The sequence below is a fragment of the Microbacterium resistens genome, assembly GCF_021172025.1.
Classification (GTDB): Bacteria; Actinomycetota; Actinomycetes; order Actinomycetales; family Microbacteriaceae; genus Microbacterium; species Microbacterium resistens.
The window spans coordinates 1,719,364-1,740,921 of the sequence record NZ_CP082781.1; the positions used below are offsets into that span (position 1 = coordinate 1,719,364).

At 71.7% G+C, this 21,558-nt stretch carries 21 protein-coding genes and 1 riboswitch; of the genes, 16 read left to right on the plus strand and 5 right to left on the minus strand.

The window, feature by feature from the left end; genetic code table 11:
• Positions 1 to 10 precede the first annotated feature (10 nt).
• The 13 genes from K8F61_RS08265 (at position 11) to K8F61_RS08325 (ending at position 11,791) form a co-directional block, all read left to right on the plus strand.
• The gene (locus K8F61_RS08265) at positions 11 to 1,207 is read left to right on the plus strand and encodes a YihY/virulence factor BrkB family protein (protein ID WP_231821311.1); all 1,197 of its coding nucleotides are present in this window, start codon (positions 11 to 13) and stop codon (positions 1,205 to 1,207) included.
• Positions 1,208 to 1,256: 49 nt separating this feature from the next.
• On the plus strand, positions 1,257 to 2,096 hold the full coding sequence (locus K8F61_RS08270) for an exodeoxyribonuclease III (RefSeq protein WP_067247755.1): 840 nt from the start codon (positions 1,257 to 1,259) through the stop codon (positions 2,094 to 2,096).
• Between the two features lie 159 nt (positions 2,097 to 2,255).
• Positions 2,256 to 2,819 (plus strand): hypothetical protein, encoded by a 564-nt coding sequence (locus K8F61_RS08275; RefSeq protein WP_231821312.1) that lies wholly within the window; start codon positions 2,256 to 2,258, stop codon positions 2,817 to 2,819.
• A 112-nt stretch (positions 2,820 to 2,931) separates the two neighbouring features.
• The gene (trpS, locus tag K8F61_RS08280; protein WP_231821525.1) at positions 2,932 to 3,909 is read left to right on the plus strand and encodes a tryptophan--tRNA ligase; all 978 of its coding nucleotides are present in this window, start codon (positions 2,932 to 2,934) and stop codon (positions 3,907 to 3,909) included.
• A 152-nt stretch (positions 3,910 to 4,061) separates the two neighbouring features.
• On the plus strand, positions 4,062 to 4,631 hold the full coding sequence (locus K8F61_RS08285) for a GNAT family N-acetyltransferase (RefSeq protein ID WP_219085071.1): 570 nt from the start codon (positions 4,062 to 4,064) through the stop codon (positions 4,629 to 4,631).
• A gap of 54 nt (positions 4,632 to 4,685) precedes the next feature.
• Positions 4,686 to 5,561, plus strand: a complete 876-nt coding sequence (locus K8F61_RS08290) for an Fpg/Nei family DNA glycosylase (RefSeq protein ID WP_231821313.1) — start codon at positions 4,686 to 4,688, stop codon at positions 5,559 to 5,561.
• Between the two features lie 68 nt (positions 5,562 to 5,629).
• A riboswitch (FMN riboswitch) is annotated at positions 5,630 to 5,782 on the plus strand.
• Positions 5,783 to 5,837: 55 nt separating this feature from the next.
• Complete coding sequence (gene ribD / locus K8F61_RS08295; RefSeq protein ID WP_219085069.1) at positions 5,838 to 6,887, plus strand: bifunctional diaminohydroxyphosphoribosylaminopyrimidine deaminase/5-amino-6-(5-phosphoribosylamino)uracil reductase RibD; 1,050 nt, start codon at positions 5,838 to 5,840, stop codon at positions 6,885 to 6,887.
• Entirely contained in the window at positions 6,887 to 7,558 is a 672-nt protein-coding gene (locus K8F61_RS08300; RefSeq protein ID WP_067247776.1) for a riboflavin synthase, read from the plus strand. The genes ribD and K8F61_RS08300 overlap by 1 nt, the downstream gene beginning before the upstream one ends.
• On the plus strand, positions 7,555 to 8,856 hold the full coding sequence (gene ribA / locus K8F61_RS08305) for a GTP cyclohydrolase II (RefSeq protein ID WP_231821314.1): 1,302 nt from the start codon (positions 7,555 to 7,557) through the stop codon (positions 8,854 to 8,856). Before K8F61_RS08300 ends, ribA begins: the two co-directional genes overlap by 4 nt.
• Positions 8,853 to 9,329, plus strand: coding sequence for a 6,7-dimethyl-8-ribityllumazine synthase (gene ribH / locus K8F61_RS08310; RefSeq protein WP_231821315.1), 477 nt, complete (start codon positions 8,853 to 8,855; stop codon positions 9,327 to 9,329). The genes ribA and ribH overlap by 4 nt, the downstream gene beginning before the upstream one ends.
• A gap of 47 nt (positions 9,330 to 9,376) precedes the next feature.
• Positions 9,377 to 9,730, plus strand: a complete 354-nt coding sequence (locus K8F61_RS08315; protein WP_219085065.1) for a Fe-S protein — start codon at positions 9,377 to 9,379, stop codon at positions 9,728 to 9,730.
• 163 nt (positions 9,731 to 9,893) lie between these two features.
• Complete coding sequence (locus tag K8F61_RS08320) at positions 9,894 to 11,348, plus strand: MFS transporter (protein WP_067247786.1); 1,455 nt, start codon at positions 9,894 to 9,896, stop codon at positions 11,346 to 11,348.
• A 32-nt stretch (positions 11,349 to 11,380) separates the two neighbouring features.
• Entirely contained in the window at positions 11,381 to 11,791 is a 411-nt protein-coding gene (locus tag K8F61_RS08325; RefSeq protein ID WP_231821316.1) for an MmcQ/YjbR family DNA-binding protein, read from the plus strand.
• An 88-nt stretch (positions 11,792 to 11,879) separates the two neighbouring features.
• On the opposite strand, the gene K8F61_RS08330 is transcribed toward K8F61_RS08325, so the two are convergent.
• Genes K8F61_RS08330 through K8F61_RS08340 form a run of 3 tightly spaced genes read right to left on the minus strand, consistent with a single transcriptional unit; the run spans position 11,880 to position 15,234 of the window.
• Entirely contained in the window at positions 11,880 to 12,626 is a 747-nt protein-coding gene (locus tag K8F61_RS08330) for a glucose 1-dehydrogenase (protein ID WP_231821317.1), read from the minus strand.
• Complete coding sequence (locus tag K8F61_RS08335; protein WP_231821318.1) at positions 12,623 to 14,287, minus strand: flavin-containing monooxygenase; 1,665 nt, start codon at positions 14,285 to 14,287, stop codon at positions 12,623 to 12,625. The genes K8F61_RS08330 and K8F61_RS08335 overlap by 4 nt, the downstream gene beginning before the upstream one ends.
• Complete coding sequence (locus K8F61_RS08340) at positions 14,284 to 15,234, minus strand: alpha/beta hydrolase (protein ID WP_231821319.1); 951 nt, start codon at positions 15,232 to 15,234, stop codon at positions 14,284 to 14,286. The genes K8F61_RS08335 and K8F61_RS08340 overlap by 4 nt, the downstream gene beginning before the upstream one ends.
• A 144-nt stretch (positions 15,235 to 15,378) precedes the next feature.
• Between K8F61_RS08340 and K8F61_RS08345 the strand changes: the two genes are divergently transcribed.
• Entirely contained in the window at positions 15,379 to 15,984 is a 606-nt protein-coding gene (locus K8F61_RS08345; protein ID WP_231821320.1) for a TetR/AcrR family transcriptional regulator, read from the plus strand.
• 52 nt (positions 15,985 to 16,036) lie between these two features.
• Here K8F61_RS08345 and K8F61_RS08350 read toward each other — a convergent pair whose 3' ends face one another.
• Positions 16,037 to 16,957 (minus strand): NADP-dependent oxidoreductase, encoded by a 921-nt coding sequence (locus K8F61_RS08350; protein WP_231821321.1) that lies wholly within the window; start codon positions 16,955 to 16,957, stop codon positions 16,037 to 16,039.
• 154 nt (positions 16,958 to 17,111) lie between these two features.
• Between K8F61_RS08350 and K8F61_RS08355 the strand changes: the two genes are divergently transcribed.
• Both K8F61_RS08355 and K8F61_RS08360 read left to right on the plus strand, forming a co-directional pair.
• Positions 17,112 to 17,318 (plus strand): AsnC family protein, encoded by a 207-nt coding sequence (locus tag K8F61_RS08355; RefSeq protein ID WP_157518194.1) that lies wholly within the window; start codon positions 17,112 to 17,114, stop codon positions 17,316 to 17,318.
• 59 nt (positions 17,319 to 17,377) lie between these two features.
• Positions 17,378 to 19,255, plus strand: coding sequence for an ABC transporter ATP-binding protein (locus K8F61_RS08360; RefSeq protein ID WP_231821322.1), 1,878 nt, complete (start codon positions 17,378 to 17,380; stop codon positions 19,253 to 19,255).
• Between the two features lie 332 nt (positions 19,256 to 19,587).
• On the opposite strand, the gene K8F61_RS08365 is transcribed toward K8F61_RS08360, so the two are convergent.
• Positions 19,588 to 21,456 (minus strand): phosphoenolpyruvate carboxykinase (GTP), encoded by a 1,869-nt coding sequence (locus K8F61_RS08365; RefSeq protein ID WP_231821323.1) that lies wholly within the window; start codon positions 21,454 to 21,456, stop codon positions 19,588 to 19,590.
• Between the last annotated feature and the right edge of the window lie 102 nt (positions 21,457 to 21,558).

Consider the following 21,558-nt stretch of genomic DNA (forward strand, 5'->3'; position numbering starts at 1 on the left):
GGGTGGGGACGTGTCCGCGTCCGCCCCTCGTGATCCGGTGCCGGGGAAGCCGGGCGCGGTGATCGCCCGCCTCGAGAAGCCGCTGGACCGCGCCGCCGCCCTCACCCGCCGGACGATGGCGGCGTTCCCGGTCCGGGTCTGGCGGCACTTCCTGCGCAACAACGGCTTCCTGCTCTCGGCCGGAGTGAGCTATCAGGGCCTTTTCGCCCTGTTCGCCCTCGTCTATATCGCCTTCGCCGCCGCCGGGATCTGGCTCGGCGGGAGCACGGAGGCCGTCGACGCCCTGATCGGGATCGCCAACGGCTACATCCCCGGTCTCATCAGCGAGCGCGGTCTCGCCTCCCCCGCCGACGTCCGGCAGATCGCGCAGGCGTCGGGAGGGGTGCTCGGGATCACCGGCGCGATCGCCGTGGCCGCGGTGCTGTGGACCGCGATCACCGCGGTGACCTTCACCCGACGTGCGGTGCGGGACATCTTCGGCCTCGGCCAGGATCCGCGCAACGCCGCCCTGCTGAAGCTGAGGGACCTCCTCGCGGCTGCGGCCTTCGGGTTCTCCCTCCTCGTCGGGGCGGCGCTGTCGCTGCTCGGCGTCTGGGCTCTGACCGGGCTCTTCGACGTGCTCGGGTGGAGCACCGCCTCCTGGGCGTTCGGGCTCGGCGTGCGCGTCGGATCCATCCTCGTGATCTTCCTCGTCGACGCGCTCGCACTGGCCCTGCTCGTGCGCTTCCTCACGGGCATCGCCCTCCCCTGGCGCACGATCCTTCCCGGCGCTGCCCTCGGCGGCGCGGCGGTGACCGTGCTCCAGCTCGGCGCGGGGCTGCTGCTGTCGCGGACCCCGACGAATCCGCTGCTCGCGACCTTCGCGGTGGTCATCGCGATGCTGCTGTGGTGCCGCTGGGTGGCGGTCGTCGTCCTGGTGGCCTGCTCGTGGATCGCGGTGGCGGCCGCGGACCGCGACCAGCCACTGGAGCGGGAGGACGAGACCGCCGCGCGCCGGGCCGAGCAGGAGGCCCTCGTGCTCGCCGCCGCCGTACGGCGACGCCGCGCGGCCGAGGCGCTCGACGCCGCGCCGTGGCACCGCCGGGCCGGGGCGCGCCGCGTCCTCCGCCGGGCGGAGGAGGAATGGGAGCGGGCCGTCGCCGACGCCGAGGTCTCCGACGAGGCCCACCGCCGCGCCGCCTCCCGCCTCGGCGACGCGATCGGCTGACCGCACCCGCCCGGTCCGCCGTGTCCGAGGCCGTCGTTAGGCTGGAGACATGCCTCATCTGCGTGTCGCCTCGGTCAATGTCAACGGGATCCGCGCGGCGGTCCGCAACGGGATGCACACCTGGCTCGATGCCGCGGACGTCGACGTGCTGACGCTCCAGGAGGTCCGCGGGCAGGACGAGCACCTCGAGGCCGCGTTCCCCGGCTGGTCCGTCGTCCACCACGAAGCCACGGCCAAGGGTCGCGCCGGGGTCGCCATCGTGAGCCGCGAGCCTGCGCTCGCCTCTCGCACCGACTTCGGCGACGAGGACTTCGACTCGGCGGGCCGCTGGATCGAGGCGGACTTCCTCCTCGGGCAGACGCCGCTCACGGTCGTGAGCGCCTACGTCCACACCGGCGAGGCCGACACCCCGAAGCAGCTCGAGAAGTGGCGGTTCCTCGACGCCATGACCACCCGTCTGGGCCAGCTCGCGGAGAACGATGCCCTGGCGCTCGTCACCGGCGACCTCAACGTCGGCCATCGCGAGCTGGACATCAAGAACTGGCGGGGCAATCGCACCAAGGCCGGGTTCCTTCCCCGCGAGCGGGCGTACTTCGACCGGTTCCTGGGAGCCGTCGGCGAGGAGATCACGGGCGTCGACGGATCGGTGGGTCCGGGCCTGGGCTGGATCGACATCGGTCGCACGGCGCACGGCGAGATCGACGGCCCGTACACGTGGTGGTCGATGCGCGGCAAGGCGTTCGACAACGACAGCGGCTGGCGGATCGACTACCACCTGGCGACGCCGTCCCTCGCGGCCCGCGCCGGCGGCTACCACGTGGCCCGGGCGGCGACCTACGCCGAGCGCTGGAGCGACCACGCCCCCGTCATCGTCGACTACTCGTACTGAGGCCCCCTGACGCGGCGGCTCGCGACCAGGGGACGCGGCTGACCCAGCGGGCACCGGCGCGGCCGCCGTGGACGGCCCCTTCGACGGGCGGGCTTTCCCGAAAACCCCGGAGGGATGTCCCGGTGTCCCCGACGTCGCGCTCACGGGATGCTCGGAACTGTGAGTCCCTCCGTCTTGCTCAGGTCCTGGTTCGGCTGTCTGCTGGGCGGCCTTCCTCTTCTCGCGCTGCTTCTGACCCCGCCGCTGATGCGGAGCCGCGCCGGCGGCGAGGGGCTGCTGGGAATCGGAGTGCTGCTGCTCGCAGCTCTCCTCACCGGGGCGTTTCTGCTCGCCCCGACCATGACCTCCTGGTTCGCGCCGGCACGCGGCTCCTGGGCGCCGCCGACCGCTCACCGTGCCGCTCGGGCGGTGTGGCGCGAGCACACCGGTCCGGCGGTCGTCGCGCTCCTTCTCGGGCTCGGGGTGTACGCGCTCGGACAGGTCGCGGGCTACGCCGTCGGCATCGTGCTCCCGCCCGTGCTCGACGACCCGACGGCAGGCCCTGGGCAGTCGCCCTGGGTCATCGACTACCCCGCTTACGCCATCCAGGCCGCGGTCGTCTACCTCGTCACGACGGGGGCGATCGCGCTGTACGGCGTGCGGCTGCGCATCCTGCATCTGCACCACCACGCCGGTGCGCGCACGCGGCCGGCAGACCGCACACGCCGAACCGGGCCCGGATGAGCACGTCTGCGAGCACCGCCCCGGCGATACCGCCCGCCCCGAAGGGCGACGAGAAGCGCTCCCGGCCCCGCATAGGATTGAGAGCGTGACGAAGCCCCGCCTCTACTCCGGAATGCAGCCCTCCGCCGACTCCCTCCAGGCCGGCAACTACATCGGAGCGCTGCTGCAGTGGCGGGACCTGCAGAGCTCCTACGACGCGTTCTTCTCCGTGGTCGACCTGCATGCGCTGACCGTCGCGCAGGATCCGGCGGAGCTGCGGGAGAAGACCCGGCGCACGGCCGCGCAGTACATCGCCGCCGGGATCGAGCCGTCGCAGTCCACGCTCTACGTCCAGTCGCACGTCCGTGCGCACGCCGAGCTCGCCTGGATCCTGAGCACCATCACGGGCTTCGGCGAGGCCGGACGGATGACGCAGTTCAAGGACAAGTCCTCGCGGTACGGCGCGGACGCGACCTCGGTCGGTCTGTTCACCTACCCCGTGCTCATGGCCGCGGACATCCTGCTCTACCAGACCGATGTCGTCCCGGTCGGCGACGACCAGAAGCAGCACGTCGAGCTCACCCGCGACCTCGCCGAGCGCTTCAACTCCCGCTTCGGGACGACGTTCACGATTCCGATGCCGGTGATCCAGAAGGACACCGCCCGCATCTACGATCTGCAGAACCCGACGTCGAAGATGTCGAAGTCCGCCGAGAGCGACGCCGGCGTCCTCTGGCTGCTGGACGACCCGGCGAAGTCCGCGAAGAAGATCATGCGCGCGGTGACCGACACCGAGGGCAGCGTTCGCTACGACCGGGACGAGAAGCCCGGGGTCTCCAACCTGCTCACGATCTACGCCGCGCTGACCGGACGACAGGTCGCCGCGATCGAGGACGAGTACGCGGGCCGCGGCTACGGCGATTTCAAGAAGGGTCTCGCCGAGGTCGTCGTGGAGGAGTTCGGGCCCGTGCGGGAGCGTGCGCAGGAGCTGCTCGCGGACCCGGCCGAGCTCGACCGCATCCTCGCGGCGAACGCCGCCCGCGCCGACGAGGTCGCCGACGCGACCCTCGCCGACGTCTACGACAAGGTCGGCCTGCTCCGCCGCGTCTGACGGTCCGCCGGGCCGGCGGTGCCCGTTTTGGGGCTCGTTACGGCACAAGAACACCCCGAAACGAGCCCCGAATCCCCGAACGGCGCCCCAAGAACCGGCGCTGACCGGGGCCGGGAACCGGGGCGGCGGCCCCTCCGAGATATCCTGGAGGGATGGATTCCGTCGTGCTGCACACCGATCGTCTCGTCCTCCGCCCGCCGACGGAGACCGACGTCGACGCGATCACCGCAGCATGCCAGGACCCCGAGATCCCGCGCTGGACGACGGTCCCCAGCCCGTACTCCCGCAAGGACGCGGAGGACTTCGTCGCCTTCGTCGCACAGGCCTGGGACGACGGCAACGAGGCCGTATGGGGCGTCTACCGCGACGAGTCCCTCATCGCGTGCGTCGGACTGCACCACATCACCGAACACCGCGCGGGCGGGCACGCAGAGCTCGGGTACTGGACCGCTCCCGCCGCACGCGGGCACGGCTACCTCAGCGAGGCGGCCCGCGCCGTCGTCGACTGGGGTTTCCGTGACCTCGGCCTCGCCCGCATCCAGTGGCAGGCGGTGGAGGGCAACATCCCGTCGGCGCGCACCGCCCGCGGCCTCGGCTTCCGCTTCGAGGGCACGCGCCGTCAGGCCCTCGTCAGCCACCGCGGCCGCGACGACGGCTGGACGGCGGGTCTGCTGTCGACCGACGACCGCTCCCCCGTCGATTGGCCGGTGGATCTGGGCTGACCGAGCGGGGACGAGACCGGCACGGATGTCGGCGTCCGGTGGCAGGATGGGCGCATGCCCGAGATGCCGGAGGTCCAGGGTCTCGTCGACTTCCTCGCCGAGAGGACGACAGGTCTGACGCTCACGCGCGCCGCGGTGTCCGCCATCGCCGCGCTCAAGACCTTCGACCCGCCGCTGACGGCGCTGCCCGGCGCCGCCGTGCGGGGCGTGCAGCGACACGGGAAGTTCATCGACCTGGACCTCGCGGCGCCGGGCGGCGAAGGCCTGCACCTCGTGTTCCATCTCGCCAAGGCCGGGTGGCTCCGCTGGTACGAGCAGGTGCCGACCGCCCCGGTCCGTCCCGGCCGCTCGCCGATCGCCCTCCGCGTGGCCTTCGACGACGACAGCGGCTTCGATCTCACCGAGGCGGGCACGAAGAAGTCCCTGGCCGTGTACGTCGTCCGAGACCCCGCAGAGGTCCCCGGGATCGCCCGGCTCGGCCCTGACCCCTTGGATCCCGCCTTCACGAGGGAGACGTTCGCCGCGCTCCTCGAGGGGCGACGCACGCAGATCAAGGGGCTCCTGCGCGATCAGGGGGTGATAGCCGGGATCGGCAATGCGTACTCGGACGAGATCCTGCACGCGGCGCGCATGTCGCCGTACGCGGCGGCCGCCTCTCTCGGCCCGGAGGACGTGACCCGGCTCTACGACGCCATGCACTCCACCCTGGCCGAGGCGGTGGCCGCGGCCTCCGGAAAGCCCCCGGCGGACCTGAAGGACGCCAAGCGGCGCGGGATGCAGGTCCACGGCCGACGCGGCGAGGCCTGCCCCGTCTGCGGGGACACCGTGCGCAGCGTCTTCTTCGCGGACCGGTCCCTGGAGTACTGCCCGACCTGTCAGACCGGTGGGAAGACGCTCGCCGACCGCCGCCTCTCGCGATTGCTCAAGTAACCCGGAGACGCGGGAAAGATGCAACGGAATAAGATCGGGGGTGATGCGTTGAGGAGACTCAGAGCATCAACGTGCTCCGGGGTCGGTGAGAATCCGAACCGGCGGTGAGAGTCCGCGAACCGAGGACGCGCCCCGCGCGACCGAGGCCGATCCGGTGGAATTCCGGAACCGACGGTGATGCGAGGCAGAGCCTCGTCAGTCCGGATAGGAGGCAGCACGCGAGTATTCGACGTGCGTCCCCGGAGCCATCGATCAGGTCGGAAAGGGACGACGCACATGACGACGACGGCGGCTGAGCGCGCGGCCATGACGCGCGCCATCGAGCTGGCCCGTCGCGGTCCCCGCGGCGTCAATCCGCAGGTCGGCGCCGTTCTGCTCTCCCCTACGGGTGAGACCCTTGCGGAAGGCTGGCATCGCGGCGCCGGGACCCCGCACGCCGAGGTCGATGCCCTGTCCCGCCTCGCTCCCGGCGCCGCGCACGGCGCCACCGCGGTCGTCACGCTCGAGCCGTGCAACCACACCGGTCGCACCGGCCCGTGCGCGGTCGCCCTCATCGAGGCCGGCGTGTCGCGCGTCGTCTACGCGCTGGACGACCCGGGAGAGCTGTCGGGGGGCGGGGCCGAGCGCCTGCGCGGCGCCGGCGTCGACGTCGAGGCCGGCGAGCAGGCGGACGCCGCCAGGGAGGTCGTCGCCGACTGGATGACCGCCCAGCGTCTCGGGCGCCCGCACGTCACCGTGAAGTGGGCCCAGAGCCTGGACGGACGCGCGGCCGCGGCCGACGGGTCGAGCCAGTGGATCACCGGCGCCGCCGCGCGCGCCGACGTGCACCGCCGTCGTGCCCGGGCGGATGCGATCGTCGTGGGCACGGGAACCGTCCTCGCCGACGACCCTGCGCTCACCGCACGCGACGGCGGCCGCCTTCTCGACCACCAGCCGGTCCCTGTCGTGATCGGCAGCCGTGCGGTCCCCGCCGACGCCGCGCTGCGACAGCACCCGCACGAGCCGATCCTGATCCCCGGACACGACCTCCGCGAGGCGTTGCTGCTGCTGCATGACCGCGGCCTCCAGCGCGTCTTCGTCGAGGGCGGCCCGACGCTCGCCAGCGCGTTCGTCGCCGCCGGGCTCGCGGACGCCGTCCTCGCCTACATCGCGCCGGTCCTGCTGGGAGGCCCCCGGCTCGCCCTGACGGACATCGGCGTCGCCGACATCTCCGGGGCGCGGCGCCTCGTCGTGGACGAGTGGCTGCCCCTCGGAGCGGATCTGCTCGCGATCGCCCGGCCCGCCTCGCCCCACGACCACGACGGACCCCCCGAAGGAGCAGCCTGATGTTCACCGGAATCATCGAGGAGGTCGGCGAGATCACCGCGATCGTCCCGGCCGGAGACGGCTGGCGGCTCACCGTGCGTGCTCCCCGCGCGGCCTCGGACGCCGTGCACGGGGAGTCGATCGCGGTGAGCGGCGTGTGCCTCACCGTCGTGGGCTCCACGACGGACACCTTCGACGCCGATGTCATGAAGCAGACCCTCGACGTCTCGGCGATCGCCGACGCGCAGGTCGGCACGCGGGTCAACATCGAGAAGGCGATGCCCGTCGGCGCCCGCCTGGGCGGGCACATCGTGCAGGGGCACGTGGACGGCATCGGCACGGTGCTCGACGTCCGCCCGGGTGCGCAGTGGAGCGTGCTGCGCGTCTCCCTGCCTGCGGACCTGGCGCCGCTGGTGGTGGACAAGGGGTCGATCAGCGTCGCCGGAACCTCCCTCACGGTCAGCGCCGTGAGCGCCCCCACGGCCGCGAGCGGACACTGGTTCGAGGTCTCCCTCATCCCCGAGACGCTCGCCGCGACCACTCTCGGCGCCCTCCGGGTCGGCGATCGGGTCAACCTCGAGACCGACGTCCTCGCCCGTCACGTCGAGCGCCTCCTGGCGTTCCGCGCGCACACTCCGGCAGCTCAGACCCCCGGCGCACCGGACGCCGGCACGGAAGGAGGCTCGCGATGAGCCTGTCCACCATCCCCGAGGCCCTCGACGCGCTGCGCGCCGGACGGCCCGTCATCGTCGCCGACGACGAGAACCGCGAGAACGAGGGCGACGTCATCCTGTCGGCCGAGCTGGCCACGCCCGAGTGGGTGGCCTGGACCGTGCGCTGGTCCTCCGGCTTCCTGTGCGCGCCCATGCCCGCCGACATCGCGGACGCCCTGAACCTCCCCCCGATGGTCGAGGTGAACGAGGATGCCCGCTCGACCGCGTACACGGTGAGCGTGGACGCCGCCGCCGGCGTCACCACCGGCATCAGCGCCTCGGACCGCGCGCGCACGCTCAACGTGCTCGCGGATGCCGCGTCGACGGCCTCGGACCTCATTCGCCCGGGCCATGTCCTCCCGCTCCGCGCCGTCGACGGCGGGGTCCGCGAACGCAGTGGCCACACCGAGGCCGCCGTCGAGCTCATGCGACTGGCGGGTCTGCGTCCGGTCGGGGCGATCGCCGAGGTCGTGGCGGAGGACGGCAGCATGATGCGGCTGCCCGGCCTCCAGGAGCTCGGCGCCCGCGACGGGGTCCCCGTGATCACGATCGAGCAGCTCATCGACTACCTCGACGAGCACGAGCCGCGCGAGGAGTCCTCGCCGGCGGCGACGAGCCGGCGGCGGGTGAGCCTCCGCGCCGACGCGAACGTGCCGACGACTCACGGCACGTTCCGGTTCCTCGCCTACAAGGATCGCGTGACGGGCACCGACCACATCGCGGTCGTCTCCGGCGAGCCCGGCGAGACGGCGCTGGTGCGCGTGCATTCCGAGTGCCTGACCGGCGAGGCGTTCGGCTCGCTGAAGTGCGAGTGCGGCCCGCAGCTCGAGGCGGCCCTCGACGCGATCGAGCAGGAGGACGGCATCGTCATCTACATGCGCGGCCACGAGGGGCGCGGCATCGGCCTCATCAACAAGCTGCGCGCGTACAGCCTCCAGGAGGAGGGGCTGGACACCGTGGACGCGAACATCGCGCTGGGCCTGCCTGCCGACGCGCGCGACTACGCCGCGGCGGCGGGGATCCTCGCCGACCTCGGCGTGTCCAAGGTGCGTCTGCTGACGAACAACACCGACAAGGTCTCCCAGCTGCGCGAGCTGGGTCTCGACGTGGTGGAGCAGGTCCCCCTCATCGTCGGGGTCGGACCGAACAACCACCAGTACCTGGCCACCAAGCGCGATCGGATGGGACACATCATCGGCGAGGCGGAGCTGGCCGCCGCCCTCGCGCGCACCGAGGAGATCGCCGACGGCGAGCACGAGCTGAAGGAGCACGCATGAGCGGCGCAGGAGCACCCGAGACCGGCGGCATCGACGCGACGGGCACCCACGTGGTCGTCGTCGCGGGGACGTGGCACGACACCATCACCAACGGCCTGATCGCCGGGGCGCAGCGTGTCCTCGACGCGGCCGGGGCCACGCATCGCCTCGTCCGCGTCCCCGGTTCGTTCGAGCTCGCGGTGGCCGCGCAGGCCGCCTTCGCGGGCGGGGCCGACGCGGTGGTGGCGCTCGGGGTGATCATCCGTGGCGGCACGCCGCACTTCGAGTACGTCTCGGCCGCGACGACCGACGGGCTCACCCGGGTCGCGCTCGACGCCGGACGCCCGGTCGGATTCGGCGTCCTCACCCTGGACGACGAGCAGCAGGGGCTGGATCGCGCCGGTCTCCCCGGCTCCCGCGAGGACAAGGGCGCGGAAGCGGCGGACGCCGCGCTGCGGACCGCCCTCGTGATCCGCGAGCTGCGCGGCGCCTGAGGGTCGCCTTCCTAGCGCCGGTGCGGCGCCAGGCCTAGGCTTCCGCCATGGAGACCCTGCGCCTGATCGTCGTGTTCGTCCATCTCATCGGCTTCGCCGTGCTCTTCGGAGCATGGGCCGCCCAGGCCTTCGGCGGCGAGCGCCGCATCACCAAGATCATGGACTGGGGCCTCGCGATCGCCGGTGTCGCCGGGCTCGCCCTCGCCGCTCCGTGGGGCATCTCCTACGACCTCAACTACGTCAAGATCGGCGTGAAGCTCGTCGTGCTGCTCGTGATCGGCGCCATGCTCGGCATCGGCGCCGCACGCCAGAAGCGCGGCGAGGCGGTGCCGTCCGGAGTGTTCTGGCTGATCGGTCTGCTCACGCTGGCCAACGCCGGGATGGGCCTGCTCTGGCGCTGACCCCCTTGCCGTCGATGCGGCCGGTTCCGGGAACGGACCGGCCGCATCGTCGTCTGCGATATTCCGCGTCGGTCGCGGTCCGCACGGTTCATCGGCCGTAGACTCCCTCTGCTCACCGAGAGCAGCCTCGAGGGGGAGGCTTCATCACCGACCGGAGGAACCGATGGCCACCGTCGCCACACCCGCCAACCCGCGCTCGCGCGTCATCCTCGCCAGCCTCATCGGCACGACGATCGAGTTCTACGACTTCTACGTCTACGCGACGGCCGCCGTCCTCGTCTTCCCTGCACTGTTCTTCCCGACCGGCAACGACACCACCTCGCTGCTGTCGTCGTTCGCGGTGTTCGGCGCCGCCATGGTCGCCCGCCCGGTCGGCGCCGTCGTCTTCGGCCACTTCGGCGACAAGTTCGGACGCAAGGCCACGCTCGTCGCCTCGCTCCTGACGATGGGCATCGCGACGTTCCTCATCGGGCTGCTCCCGACGTTCCACGACATCGGCGTCTGGGCCGCGCTGCTCTTGCTCATCCTCCGCCTCGCGCAGGGGTTCGCGCTCGGCGGCGAGTGGTCGGGGGCGGCACTGGTGGCCACCGAGAACGCCCCGCAGGGCAAGCGCGCGTGGTACGGCACGTTCCCGCAGCTCGGTGCGCCGCTGGGCTTCATCATCGCCAACGGCCTCTTCCTCATCATCAACGCGCTGCTCCCGCACGAGTCCGACCCGAGCCTCAAGTCCGAGGCGTTCCTGAGCTGGGGCTGGCGCGTGCCGTTCCTGTTCTCGGCGGTCATGGTCGTCATCGGCCTGTGGGTGCGGCTGAAGCTCGTGGAATCGGAGACCTTCACGCGCGCCGCGGACAGGGGCGTGATCCGCAAGCTCCCGCTGGCGACGGTGTTCCGCCACCACGGGAAGCAGCTGATCCTCGGCACGTTCATCATGCTGGCCACGTACGTCCTCTTCTATCTGATGACGAACTTCACGCTGTCGTACGGGACCAAGCCCGCATCGCTCGAGGTCGCCTCGGCTGCCGCGCAGAAGGCGACGGAGGCCGCGGGCGGGACCTTCGATCCGGAGGCGTTCGCCGCGCAGTTCTACCCGGGGCAGGGCTTCGGGTACACGCACTTCGTGATCATGCAGATCATCGGCGTGGTCTTCTTCGGGATCTTCACCCTCGTCTCCGGCCCGCTCGCCGACCGGTTCGGCCGCCGACGCCTGCTGCTGTGGGTGACCGCCGGGATCATCGTGTTCGGCCTGACCTTCTCGCTGTTCCTCCTCCCCCAGGCGACCCCTGAGCTGACGACGATCCTCACCCAGTGCTTCCTCATCCTCGGTTTCCTGCTCATGGGCATGACCTTCGGTCCGATGGGGGCGCTCCTGCCCGAGCTGTTCCCGACGAACGTCCGCTACTCCGGCTCGGCGATCTCGTACAACGTGTCCTCGATCCTCGGCGCGGCGGTGGCGCCGCTGATCGCCGTGTGGCTGTGGGCGCTCGGCGACGGCTCGCCGTGGCTGGTCGGCGTCTACCTCTCCGCCATGGCGGTGCTGACGTTCATCGCGCTGCTGCTGACCCCCGAGACCAAGGACCACGCCTACGAGGACGATCTCGGGATCGCCGCGCAGCCGTAGCGGCGTCGCCGTCGGCCGCCTACACTGACCGCATGGCGACGCTCGAGGATGTGCGCCGGATCGCGCTCGCGCTCCCGCAGGTGACCGAGAAGGTGGACGGTCATCGCGGCGGGGCGACCTGGCGCACGGCCGCCGGACTGGTCGTCTGGGAGCGGCCGCCGAGCAAGCGCGACCTGGAGCAGCTCGGCGCCCTCGGGCTCGACTGGCCCGACGACACCGTGGTGGGCGTGCGCGTCGACGGGCCGCAGGCAAAGGCGGCACTGCTCGAGACCTACCCGGACGCGTTCTTCACCATCCCGCACTTCGAGGGCTACCCGGCCGTGCTGATCCGCCTGAGCGCCATCGACGACGCCCTGCTGCGCGAGACCATCACGGACGCCTGGCTGTTGCGCGTGCCCTCCGCGGTCGGCGCCGACTGGCTGGCCGCGCAGGGCCTGTCCTGAGCCGGGGCTCAGGACAGGCCCTCGGCCGACGCGGCCCAGATCGACGCGGGCAGCCCGGCGACGAGTATCGACCGGCGGGCCGGCCGTGTCAGACGAGCGTTCCGGCGGTGATCCCGCCGTCGACGACGAACTCGGCGCCCGTGCAGTAGCTGGACTCGTCTCCGGCGAGGAAGACGACGAGCCCGGTCACCTCCTCAGGACGCGCGAGCCTCGTGAGCGTGCTCCCCTCGAGGTCCGCATCAGTGATCTCGCGGAACGCCTCGATGAGCGGGGTGGCGACGCCGCCCGGATGGAGCGAGTTGACCCGGATCCCGACCGATGCCAGCTCGAGGGCGGCGGACTTCGTCAGCCCGCGCAGCCCCCACTTCGACGCGCCGTACGCGTGATAGCCGGGGTAGCCCTCCATGCCCGCCGTGGACGAGACGTTGACGATCGATCCGCGCCCCGAGGCCGTCAGGGCGCCGAGCGCGGCGCGCATGCCCAGGAACGGACCGGTCAGGTTGATGTCCAGGATGCGATGCCAGGTCTCCGGCGTCGTCTCCTCGAGGGGCGCGCGCAGGAAGACGCCCGCGTTGTTCACGAGGACGTCGAGGCCTCCGAACTCCTCCTCAGCCACACGCACCGCAGCGGTCCAGCCCTCGGCGTCCGTCACGTCGAGGTGGACATAGCGCGCGGCGTCGCCGAGCTCGGCGGCGAGAGCGCGCCCCTCGTCGTCGGCGACATCGGCCAGCACGACGCGCGCTCCCTCGGCGACGAAGGCGCGGGCGTGCGCGGCTCCCATCCCCCGGGCGGCGCCGGTGATGAGCGCGCGCTTTCCGTCGAGTCGTCCGGTCATGGCTGGTACTCCTTCGCAATGGTGGTGGTCGTGGTCCCGGCGCGCTCCGCCGCGGACACGGGTTCGGCTCCGGTGAGGTGGAACCCGGGATAGCCGTTCTCCGCCTCGGCGTCGCAACGCCGGCGGTAGTCGAGGAGGCCGCCGGCATACACGAGTGCCCTCGTCGGCTTGCCCTCGATGTTCTGCCCTCGATACCAGGAGCGGGCGCGGGTCTTGAGCGTGCGGCCGAAGGCCGCCTCGACGGTCTCGGACCACTCCTGCTCGGACGCCTCCCGCGGCTCGATGGCCGCGCCGCCGGTTCCGAGGCGCGTGATCGCGTCGACGACCCATTCGACGTGCTGCTCGATCGCGGCGAACATGTTGACGAGGACGGACGGCGACTGCGGGCCGGTGATCATGAAGAGGTTCGGGAACCCCGCCGTCTGTATCCCGAGGTACGTCCGGACGCCGTCGCGCCAGGCATCCGCCAGCGCGACACCGTCCCGACCTCGGTAGTCCACGCGCGTCAACGCGCCGGTGAGGTTGTCGTAGCCGGTCGCGTACACGATCACGTCGAACGGGCGCTCCCCGGATCGCGTGGCGACGCCGCGGGGCGTGATGCGCTCGATCGGATCCGCACGGAGGTCGACCAGGTCGACGTGCGGGAGGTTGAACGTCGCATGGAAGTCGGTGTCCGTGACGATCCGCTTGCCGCCGATCGGGTAGTCCCTCGGGGTGAGCGCCTCCGCGGTCTCCGGATCCTCGACGGTCTCCGCGATGCGGTCGCGGACGTAGTCGGCGAGGCGCTCGTTGGACTCGGGATCGACCGGCGCGTCGATGAACGTCGTGAAGAAGAGGTTCCCGCCGAGCTTCCACGCCTCGTCGAGTCGGCGGGAACGCTCCGGCTCCGGGGTGTCGCGCAGCGTCTGCGTGGTGAAGATATCCGACAGCCCCGAGGGCGATGCGCGTCGCCGGTCGGCGCGTTGGCTCGCCTGCTTCCGCGCCCGGATCACCTCGTCCGCGTACAGCGGGCGGTTGCGCGCGGGGATCGTGTACGCGGGCGTGCGCTGGAAGACGGTCAGCTCGGCCGCGGTCCTGGCGAGCTCCGGGATGAGCTGCACGCCCGAGGATCCGACCCCGATCACGGCGACGCGGGCCCCGGAGAGGTCGACGCCGTCGTGCGGCCAGCGTCCCGGATGGAGGGAGACGCCCTCGAAGTCCTCCACACCCGCGAACGGCGGGACGGAGGTCGCCGAGATCGAGCCGCTGGCCGCGACGACGAACCGTGCCCGTGTGGTCGTCCCGTCCGAGGTCACGACCTCCCAGACGGCCTCTCGCTCGTCGTAGCGGGCCGACGTCACCGTCGTTCCGAAACGGAACGCGGAACGGACTCCGAGACGGTCCGCGACCCAGTCGGCATAGCGGAGGATCTCCGGAGCCGTCGCGTACCGCTCGCTCCAGGTCCAGCCGTCGTTGATCCCCGGATCGAACGCGTACTGGTAGTCCAGGCTCTCGACGTCGCAGCGGGCACCCGGATACCGGTTCCAGAACCAGGTCCCGCCGACGCCGCTTCCCGATTCGAACCCCGTCACGCGGAGCCCTCGTCCGCGCAGCGCGTGCACGGCGTAGATCCCGGCGAATCCGGCGCCCACGACGACGACGTCGGCGTCCGTGGCCGTCATCGGGACACCTCCGCGACGGGCGCGAGCGCGCGGGCGAACGCCTCTCGGATGTCCGCGAGCTGACGCTGTGACACGCGCGCGGCCGGAGCGATGCTCGCCGAGGCGTGGAACGTGCCCGGATACAGGTGCGCCTCGCACGGCACGCCCGCCTGGGCGAGGCGACGGGCGAACTCGAGGCCCTCGTCGCGCAACGGGTCGACCTGGTTCACGGAGACGAACGTCGGCGGGAGGCCGGACAGATCCGACGCCCGCGCGGGGGCGGCATAGGCATCCGCCGTCGCCCCCTCGCCGAGGTACGCCCGCCAGCTCAGCTCGGCGTTGCGCCGGTTCCACATCGGTGTGTCCTCGTACGCCCGCGCCGACTCGGACGAGACGCGGTCATCGGTGACGGGGATGTCGAGGAGGAGCAGTCGCAGCGTCGGCCCCCCGGTGTCCCGCAGACGCAGCGCGACACCGGCTGCGAGCGCACCGCCGGCGCTCTGACCGCCGATCGCGATGCGGTCCGGGTCGATGCCGAGGCGCTCGGCGTCACGGACGAGTCCGAGGACGGCGGCGACGCCGTCCTCGATCGCTGCGGGAAACACGGACTCCGGCGAACGCCGGTACTGCACCGAGGCGACGATCGATCCCGACGCGCGCACGACCGTCTCCAGCAACGGCAGCGATTCCGCCGCGTCTCCGAGCACGAAGCCGCCGCCGTGGAACCACACGACGACCGGTGCGGGGCCGGCCTCCTCCGGGCGCAGCAGCTCGATCGCCACAGGAGGAGCGCCGTCCGTTCCCGGCACAGTGACGGTCTCGCGGCGAACCCCCGGCCCGGGCTCGTAGGGCGGCAGCACCGCCGCGGCCTCGGCGAGTCGCCGGCGGGTGCCCTCGATGTCGCGGAGGTCGATGTCGGGCAGATACGGCATCGCGGGGGCCAACTCGGGATCGTACGGGTGGGACATGGGAGCCTCCTTCGGCTTCGTCTCCCTGGCGGCATCGGCCATCGATGCGCTCCCCCACACCACCAAGGATCTGACACCGCGTCAATCCACCTGTCATGCCGTCGTGTGACTAGACAAATGCGCGAGGGTGTCTAGTATCGACGCATGGAACACTCCCGCCCGGTCCCGCTTCGCCAGCGCCAGAAGGCCGCCACGAGGGAGGCCCTCGTGGACGCGGCGATCGAGGTCTTCGCCGAGACGGGATACCCGCACACCCGGATCGACGACATCGCCGCGCACGCGGGCGCGAGCAGAGCGACCTTCTACCTGCACTTCGGAAGCAAGGCGGCGCTGCTGGAGGAGATCATGTCCCGCGCCGCGGACGGCTTCGAGCCGAGCTACGACGACCTCGCTGCGTTGCTGCGCTCGCGCGACGACGCCGGGCTGCACCGCTGGATCGCCGGCGCGCTCGCCAACTGGGCGGACACCGCGCCCCTCATGCGCCCCGTCTACGAGGCCGCCGAGTCCGACGCCCGGCTCGCAGCGCGCCTCCTCCCCGACGCGCTCCCCGGCGCCCATCGCCTCGCTCGGGCGCTCCGTGACGGAGGTGTCGTCGACGACGAGGAGGACGCGGCGATCACGGCGATGGTGCTCCTCGCCCCGCTTCACGTCGCGTTCCGTCGCCGCGCCGGCGGCCATCCCGTCGACGAGGACCGGCTCGCCACCGTCACCGCGGCGATGTGGGCCGCCTACCGCGCTCCCGCGAGGTGAGGCGACGGCGGCGCGTCCCGCGGCGGATGCCGGCGGCCGCCCGGGAACACGCTCAGGGCACGATGACGAGCTTGCCGCGCGTGTGACCGGTCCGGCTCGCCCGGAACGCGTCGCCGACCCCGTCGAGCGGGTAGGTGCCGGCGATCTCGAGCCGCAGATGACCGGAGTCGGCCAGGGCGGCGAGGCGCGCGGTCTCCGCCCCGTCGGGGCGCACCCAGATCGATCGCCCGCCGTGTTCGGGCACCGTGGCATCCGCCACGGACGCGTGCGGCCCGCCGTCCCGGAGCACCGCGAGCGTGGTCTCCAGCTGCCCGCCGACGAAGTCGGCCACGGCGTCCACCGGTCCGCCCGCCAGCGCGCGCACTCGCTCGGCCAGCCCCTCGCCGTACACGACCGGGACGATGCCGAGTCCGCGCAGGTACTCGTGATTGCGCTCCGAGGCGGTCCCGATCACCCGCGCGCCCCGATCCGCGGCGATCTGCACGGCGAGGGCGCCCACGCCGCCGGCTGCGCCGTGCACCAGAAGGGTGCGACCGTTCAGGTCGCCGAGGGCGTCGATCGTCCGCAGCGCCGTCCCGCCCGCGAGCGGCAGGGCGCCGGCCTGCTCCCAGCTCAGCGAGGCGGGCTTGTGCGCCACCGCGTGCGCGGACACGGCGACGCGCTCGGCGAACGTGCCGTCGGCGACCACGTCCTTGCGCGCGTACGCCATCACCTCGTCGCCGATCGCGAACTCCGGGGTGTCCACGCCGAGCCCCACCACGACGCCCGCGACATCCCAGCCGGGGATGACCGGGAAGCGGGCGTCGATCAGCCCCTCCAGGTACCCGGCCATGACCTTCCAGTCGACCGGGTTCACGCCCGCGGCGCGCACCTCGATGAGGACGGAGCCCGGGAAGAGCTTCGGCTCGGCGACGTCCCGGACGACGACCTCGTCCGGGTCCTGGGTGTAGTGGTCGTAGACGGCGGCGCGCATGCGGTCCCTCTCGGTTCGGTGGATCTCCATCCTCACCCCGTCCGCGAGCCCCTGGCGCGGATCCGCCCGATCCCCGGACGATCCGTCACCCCGCGGACGATCGATCGTCAACGATCATTGACATTCCCCGGGGGGGTCAACCATGATTGACGACATGACCACGCACACCGCCCTCGCCACCGACCCGGACGACGAACCGATCGCCGAGCTGCACCGTCTCGCCGGGGTCCGCCGCGAGATCGCCCGCGCCGAGGAGGCCCAGGTGCGCCGCGCGCGTCTGGCCGGATACTCCTGGCAGGCGATCGCCAGCGCCCTCGGCGTCACCAAGCAGGCAGCCCATAAGAAGTACGGCAGACAATAGAAGCACCCCCTCATGCTCCCCCGGCCCGCCCGTGCGGGCCCGCACAGAACGAGGTCCCCATGTCCTCCCCGGCGACAGCACGCCGTCGTGGACGCCGCGCACCGCAGGACGGCCCCCGCGCGACGTTCCGCCAGCTCCTCCCGTTCCTCCTCGAGCACAAGAAGGTGCTCGTCCTCGTCACGATCCTCAGCATCCTCGGCGCTGCGGCGACGCTCGTCCAGCCCGTGCTCGTCGGGCAGGTGATCGACCGGGTGCAGAAGGAGCTGCCGCTCGGAGCGCTGATCTGGCTGCTCGTCGGATTCGTCGTCGTGTCCTCGCTGATCTCCGGCTACCAGCACTACCTGCTGCAGCGCACCGGCACCGCCGTCGTGCACTCGAGCCGCCGCCGACTGATCGCCCGGATCCTCCATCTCCCGATCAGCGAGTTCGACGCCCGCCGCACCGGCGACCTCGTTTCGCGGGTCGGCACCGACACGACCCTCCTCTACGCCGTGCTCACGCAGGGATTGGCGGACGCGATCGGCAACGCGCTGCTCTTCGTCGGCGCGATCGTCGCGATGCTCCTGATCGACCCGATCCTGCTGCTGCTCATCGTTCTCGTCATCGGCACCTCCGTCGCCGCGGTGGTGCTGCTGAGCACGCGCATCCGCACGGCATCCGCCGCACAGCAGGAGAAGGTCGGGGAGCTCGCGTCCGGCGTGGAGCGCGCCGTCGGATCGATCCGGACCGTCCGCGCCTCGGGCGCGACCGAGCGCGAGACGGCCGCGGTGAGCGGCCTGGCCGCCGAGGCCTACGGTCTCGGTGTGCGGATCGCCAAGGTCTCGGCCCTCGTCGTCCCCGTCGCCGGGATCGCGATGCAGCTTTCGCTGCTCGTCGTGCTGGGCGTCGGCGGCTTCCGTGTCGCGTCCGGCGCCCTGTCGATCGCGGACCTCGTGATCTTCATCATGTTCCTCTTCCTGCTGATCATGCCGCTCGGATCGGCCTTCGGCGCGATCACGTCCGTCAACCAGGCGCTCGGAGCCCTCGGACGGATCCAGGAGGTCCTCGACCTGCCGATCGAGTCGGACGGCGACGAGCCCGACGAGGCGAGCACGCACGCCGTCGCCGGCGCGCCCGCGATCGAGTTCCGCGACGTGCGGTTCCGGTATCCGGAGAACGTCGTGACGGCTCGGCGGGCCGCCGCTGAGCAGGCGCGCGTACTGCTGGCGGACGCGCACGTCGGCGCGGAGGCGGATGCCGACCCCGTCGGCGCCGCGCAGGACGTCCTGCGCGGGGTCTCGTTCGCCGTGCCCCGCGGTTCCCGCGTCGCCCTTGTCGGCCCGAGCGGTGCGGGAAAGAGCACGATCCTCTCGCTCGTCGAGCGCTTCTACGACCCCACGGGCGGATCCATCCGTCTGAACGGGCACGACATCCGCACCTACTCCCGCGAGCGCCTGCGTGCGCACTTCGGCTACGTGGAGCAGGACGCCCCGACGCTCGCAGGCACGCTCGCCGACAACCTCCGGCTAGCCTCCCCCGACGCCACCGACGCGGCGTGCGAGCAGGTCCTGCGCGCGGTGAACCTCGCGGACGTGCTGGAGCGAAGCCCCCTCGGCCTCGACGCGCCGGTCGGCGAGGACGGCGTCATGCTCTCGGGCGGCGAGCGCCAGCGCCTGGCGATCGCCCGCGCCCTCCTGACGGACGCGCCGATCCTGCTCCTGGACGAGTCCACGTCCTCGCTCGACGGCGTCAACGAGCAGCGGATGCGGGAAGCGATCGACGCCGTGGCCGAGGGACGCACCCTCATCGTGATCGCGCACCGGCTGTCGACCGTGGTCGACAGCGACCGCATCGTGGTGCTGCAGGACGGCGAGGTCGTCGGCCAGGGAACGCACGACGAGCTGATCGAGTCCACCCCGCTCTACCGCGACCTCGCCCGTCACCAGCTCCTCGTCTGACCCTCGGAGATCCCCGCCCCGCCGGACAACACCCGCTCTGACGGAGAACCCCCACCCCCGCGGACATCCCGCGCTTCCGCGGAGGAAATCCGCTCCGGCGGACGTCCCCCGCGCCGGCGGAAGGGAACCCACTAGTGGTCCGCGGGAGGCTGTGGCCACCGCCTCAGCCACAGCGACGGGGCCGGGGAAGAGGGAGGAGACAGAAGAGAGACGGAGGAGTGGAAGGACGCGGCGGCGGGATGCCCGGGACCACTCAGCCTGTTCATCCCTGACATCCCGCCGCCGCGGGTCTGTGTCCGCCGCGCGGGGCCTTGCCCCGCGCGGCGGTCGCCTCAGCGCGACACGGCCGCGAGCCGGTGGCGCAGCGCCGCGAGCTCGGTATTGAGCGCGGCGGGGAGGTGGTCCCCGAAGGTGGCGAAGAACTCCTCGGTGGACTCGGCCTCACGACTCCACGAGGCGGGGTCCACGGCGAACAGCTCGTCGAGGTCCTCCGCGGTCACGTCCGCGCCGTCGAGGTTCAGGTCCTCGATCCGCGGCAGACGGCCGATCGGGCTGTCGACAGCGGTGACGTCGCCTTCGATGCGACGGATGATCCAGTCGAGCACACGGGCGTTGTCCCCGAATCCCGGCCAGAGGAAGCGCCCGTCCGCGCCCCGGCGGAACCAGTTCACCTGGAAGATGCGGGGCAGGCGGTCGAAACGGACCGAACGCCCGACCTTGAGCCAGTGCGCGAAGTAGTCGCCCATGTTGTATCCGCAGAAGGGGAGCATCGCGAACGGGTCGCGGCGCAGCTCCCCGACAGTGCCCTCCGCGGCGGCGGTCCGCTCCGACGAGATCGTGGCTCCGAGGAAGACGCCATGGCTCCAGTCGGTGGCCTCGACGATCAGGGGGACGTTGGTGGCACGACGCCCGCCGAACAGGATGACGTCGAGCGGGACCGACTCCTCCCAGTCGTCGGAGATCTGCGGGCACTGCGCCGCCGAGACCGTGAACCGCGAGTTCGGGTGGGCCGCGGGCCGACCGGAGTCCGGCGTCCAGGGCTGACCCTGCCAGTCGATGAGCTCGGCCGGCGCCTCGTCGGTGAGTCCCTCCCACCACACGTCGCCGTCCGGACGGAGGGCCACGTTGGTGAAGATCGTGTTGCCCCACAGGGTCTCGACCGCGGTCACGTTCGTGGACTCGCCGGTGCCCGGCGCGACGCCGAAGAACCCGGCCTCGGGGTTGATCGCCCACAGGCGCCCGTCCTCGCCCGGACGGATCCAGGTGATGTCGTCGCCGAGGGTCTCGACCTTCCAGCCCGGGATCGTCGGACGCAGCATCGCGAGATTCGTCTTGCCGCACGCCGACGGGAACGCCGCGGCCACGTGGTACGCCTTGCCCTCCGGGGAGATCACCCGGATCAGCAGCATGTGCTCGGCGAGCCAGCCCTCGTCGCGGGCGATCACGGAGGCGATGCGCAGCGCGAAGCACTTCTTGGCGAGGATCGCGTTGCCGCCGTACCCGGAGCCGTACGAGTAGACCTCGAGCGTGTCCGGGAAGTGCACGATGTACTTCTCGTCGTTGCAGGGCCACTCGACGTCTTCCTGCCCCGGTTCCAGAGGTGCTCCCACCGAGTGGACCGTGCGCACCCAGGGGGCGCCGCCGGCGATCTGGCGCGTCACGGCGTCGCCGACCCTGGTCATGATCCCGATCGAGACGACCGCGTACGCGCTGTCGGTGATCTGCACGCCGATGTGGGAGAGTGGCCCGCCGACGGCACCCATGGAGAACGGCACGACGTACATCGTGCGACCGCGCATCGACCCTTCGAAGATCTCGGTCATGGTGGCGCGCATCTCGGCGGGGTCGGCCCAGTTGTTCGTGGGCCCGGCGTCCTCCTCCCTCTCGGAGGCGATGAAGGTGCGCGCTTCGGTGCGCGCGACGTCGCTGGGGTGCGAGCGGGCGAGGTACGAGCCCGGGCGCCACTCCGGGTTGAGCTTGATGATCTTGCCCTCGTCGACGAGGCCGCGCAGAAGCGCGTCGTTCTCGGCGCGGGAGCCGTCGACCCAGTGCACGCGGTCGGGCTGCGTCAGCGCGCGGATCTCCTCGACCCACGCGGCCAGCTCGGCGAACGCCGGGGTGTCGTACTCCGGTGCTGCCCCGAACTCCCGGACGGGGGCGACGGGGGAAAGCGTCGGGCGGGACGTCTCGGCGATGACCATGTCTGCTCCTTGTAAGAGGCGGGCGTTGCACCCAGTCTCCGCGCATTTTGTCGGCGTTTTGCACCGATTCCGGTCGTAAGAACACACTTTCTTTCGCTATCA